The organism is Phenylobacterium sp. (assembly GCF_031425575.1).
GTDB lineage: Bacteria > Pseudomonadota > Alphaproteobacteria > Caulobacterales > Caulobacteraceae > Phenylobacterium.
In genome coordinates this window covers 1-3,453 of record NZ_JANPJP010000138.1, presented here as the reverse complement: position 1 = coordinate 3,453, position 3,453 = coordinate 1, and the positions used below count along the sequence as shown (strand labels likewise).

The following is a 3,453-nucleotide window of genomic DNA, read 5'->3' as shown; positions in this document are numbered from 1 at the left end:
TCCGCACCCAGATCGGCCAGGTGCTGGGCACGCCCCGCTACATGAGCCCCGAGCAGGCCCTGGGCCAGGTGGTGGACGGCCGCTCCGACCTCTTCTCGGTGGGGGTGGTGCTGTACGAGCTGATCACCGGCAAGCAGGCCTTTTCCGGGACCAGCGCTGCGACTCTCGCCCTGCAGATCACCCAGCAGAACCCGCCCTCCATCGCCGCCGTGGAGCCGGGCTGCCCGGGTGGCCTGCGCTTCATCGTCGAGAAGCTGCTGGCCAAACGCCCGGAGCGTCGGTTCGCAGACGGCGCGGAACTGGCCCGCGCCCTGGCCCGCGAGGCCAAGGCCTACGAAGCCGTCCACGCCGAGGACTCGGCGCGCCGGAAATACCTGCCCCTGCAGATCCGTCTGACCCTGGGCATGGTGGTGGTCACCGCGGTCGCCCTGGCCATCAGCGTCAGCGCCGTGCTCGACCGCCAGTACCGCGCCATGGAGCGCATGGCGCTCGCCTCGGGCTCCTCGATCTCCGCCTTCGTGGCCAGCAACGCCGCCCTGCCCTCGGTGGAGAACGCCGCGGCCCTGCCGATGGAACAGGACTGGACCCCGATCCAGGCCTTCATCGCCGCCGCCGCCAAGGACCAGTCGGTTCGGTGGATGACCATGGTGGACGCCGAGGGGATCATCCGCGGCGCCAGCGACCCCAAGCTGCTGGGCACGCGCTATCGCCCGCCTGTGGGCGAGGTGGTGGTGCAGCGAAACCGCGACGTGACGGTGACCGACATCAAGCTGGACGACGGACGCGATGGCTTCCGCTTCGTCCATCCCATCCTCTATGCCGACCGCAAGTTCGGCATGATCGAGGTCAGCATCAGCAAGGCCGAGCTGCAGGCCGCCGCCGCCACCTCCCGCAACCTGATGCTGGCGCTCAGCACCCTGATCCTGCTGGTGGTGGGGATGATCAGCTTCACCCTGGCCAAGATGCTCGCCACTCCGGTGCGCCGCCTGAAGCAGGCTCTGCGGGACGCCACCATGGGCGACCTGGATTTCCGCATCTCCCACGCCCGCAAGGACGAGTTCGGCGAGCTCTTCGACGGCTTCAACCTGTTCGCCACTGCCGTGCAGGAACGTCTGGAGGCGGCCGAGCGGCCCTCGGGCGGCCCCCGCGCCCTGGACGAGACCCGCATCGCGCCGACGGTCGCCGAGGCGCAGCCAAAGCCCGCGCCGGCCAAGCCCTCAAGCGCCGAGGGCACGCCCTTCGATCCCGCCTGGCCGCGGCGCTCAGCATAGGGGAGGGACGATGTACATCTGTCGCCTGTTCCACAAGGATCACCCCTTCGAGCAGATCGAGGGGCGGCTGATCGCCGATCTTCCGGTCACCATCGGCCGCGACGTCTCGGCCGACTGGGCCCTGCCCGATCCCGACGGCACGCTGTCGCGCTTGCACTGCAGTCTCGAGATGGTCGACGGCCGGCTGCTGCTGAAGGACACCAGCACCAACGGCACCTTCCTGGCCGACGGCGCGCGGGCGCCGCGCGACCTGCCGGTGGAGATCACCGCCCGCCAGAGCCTGCGGCTGGGCGCCTTCACCATCCTCGTGGAAGAAGCGCTCAACGACGAGGTCGCCAACGCTGGCCTGGCCACCACCCTGCACGCGCCCCTGGCGGCGCAGGTGACGCCCTTGCCGTCCACCTGGACCGATCCGCCGGCCGCGCCGTCGCCCCATCGCGACGCCTCCCTGCTGGAAGCCTTCTGCGACGGCGCCAAGCTGGACGCCTCGGCCCTCTCCTCGGAAGACCCCACCGACCTCATGCGGCGGGTGGGGGCCATCTACCAGCAGACCGTGATCGGCCTGGCGACGCTGATGGCCGACCGCGCCCGGTTCAAGGGCGACCACGAGCTGGAGCGCACCACCATCCGGGCGGCTCAGAACAACCCGTTCAAGTGGGCGCCTACTCGCAAGGTGGCGCAGGATCTGCTGACCGGCGGCGACGCGGCCTTCCTGTCGGACGCCGAGGCGGTGCGGGCCTCCTTCGAAGATCTGAACCAGCACCTCGCGGCCCTGGCCCGGGGCGCCGACGCGGCCGCGGAGGTGGTCCTACAGAGCTTCGCGCCCGAGGCCATCGAAGCGGAGGCCAAGTCGCAAGGCTCCATGCTGCGCAGCCGCCAGGCCATCTGTTGGGACATCCACAATCGCCGCCACGCGGCCTTCACCAACAGCGCCGAGGGAACGCAGGATGACGCCCTCCGGCGCGCCTTCGCCGAGGCCTACAGCCGCGCGACGGACCCCGAGGCTCGGTGAGCGCCCTGGCCCAACCGCCGGAAGCCTCCCCTCTGAGGTTCCGCTCGGTTTCCCGCAGCCACGCCGGCCGCCGGCGCACGGTCAATGAAGACCGATTGCTGGAGCGCGGAGCTCAAACCCTGTGGGCCGTGGCCGACGGCATGGGCGGGCACCAGGCCGGCGATGTCGCCGCCAGCCGGCTCATCGAGGCCCTGTCCCAGGTGGAGCACGGCGCTTCGGGCTATGCCTGCATCGCCGACATCGAGGGCGAGGTGCGCCGCGTGAACGCCGAGCTGTTCGCCGAGCAGGCGGCCTCGGGCGCGACCAGCGGATCGACGGTGGTCACCCTGTTGGCTCACGAGGGCCACTATGCCTGCCTCTGGGCCGGGGACAGTCGCGCCTATCATCTGCGTCAGGGATCGGTGTCGGCCATCACCCGCGACCACAGCGTGGTGCAGGAACTCGTGGACGGCGGGGCCTTGCCCGAGGCCCGTCGCAAATCCCATCCGAGCGCCCACGTCATCACCCGCGCCGTGGGATCTGCACCCTCCATCGACCTGGACCGCCGCTTCGCCCCCATCCAGTCCGGGGACCTCTTCGTGCTGTGCTCTGATGGCCTGACCGCCTGTGTCACTGAGGACGAGCTGGCGGGCATCGACCGCCACGACCTGGCCGGCTCGGCCGACTGGCTGCTGACCACGACCCTGGCCCGTCAGGCGCCGGACAATGTCAGCTTCATCCTCATCGCCGCTGACTGATCCGCCTGTGGGCGGAGCCCGCCGGATCAGTCGGTGGGCGGCATAGATCACCGACGCAGGGCGCGGGTCAGGAGGAATTCGCATTATCAACACAATTGCGAGCGGCTCGCACTATCGGGTGCGTGCGCGTGGCATTTGCTCGACATCGGTGACGGCTGGCGTCAACGCAGCTCGAGACCGGGATCAGGGATTGAGGGACGCGACGGCCTCGGTCTCTGGCGCGACGTCGACCTCGACCTTCAGGGTCTGCACCCCCGGGGCCAGGATGATGCCGTCGATCGGCGCGACGTCGGAATAGTCGCGGCCGACCGCCAGAACAATGTGATCGTTCTCGGCGAGAATCGCGTTGGTGGGATCCAGGCCGATCCAGCCGACCAGGTCGCCACACCAGAGCGAGACCCAGGCGTGGGTGGCGTCGGCGCCCTCCAGCCGG

3 protein-coding genes and 1 pseudogene are annotated in these 3,453 nt (G+C 70.0%); 3 read left to right on the top strand and 1 reads right to left on the bottom strand.

Going from position 1 to position 3,453, the window contains the following annotated elements; all coding sequences use genetic code 11:
- The 3 genes from RMO97_RS08305 to RMO97_RS08295 form a co-directional block, all read left to right on the top strand.
- Positions 1 to 1,271, top strand: a 1,271-nt coding sequence (locus RMO97_RS08305) for a HAMP domain-containing protein (RefSeq protein ID WP_310540269.1), incomplete at its 5' end; no start/stop codon positions are given.
- 10 nt (positions 1,272 to 1,281) lie between these two features.
- A complete protein-coding gene (tagH, locus tag RMO97_RS08300; protein WP_310540267.1) occupies positions 1,282 to 2,283 on the top strand; it encodes a type VI secretion system-associated FHA domain protein TagH in 1,002 nt (333 codons plus the stop codon).
- Positions 2,280 to 3,020 carry a protein phosphatase 2C domain-containing protein gene (locus RMO97_RS08295; RefSeq protein WP_310540265.1) on the top strand — a complete coding sequence of 247 codons (741 nt, stop codon included), beginning with the start codon at positions 2,280 to 2,282 and terminating at the stop codon, positions 3,018 to 3,020. The genes tagH and RMO97_RS08295 overlap by 4 nt, the downstream gene beginning before the upstream one ends.
- Before the next feature lie 183 nt (positions 3,021 to 3,203).
- On the opposite strand, the pseudogene RMO97_RS08290 reads toward RMO97_RS08295, so the two are convergent.
- Positions 3,204 to 3,453, bottom strand: a pseudogene (locus RMO97_RS08290) (transglutaminase family protein); the annotation flags it as partial.

Excerpts from the sequence above, each read along its gene's own strand:
- tagH (WP_310540267.1), top strand. The coding sequence starts at position 1,282 with ATGTACATCTGTCGCCTGTTCCACAAGGATCACCCCTTCGAGCAGATC.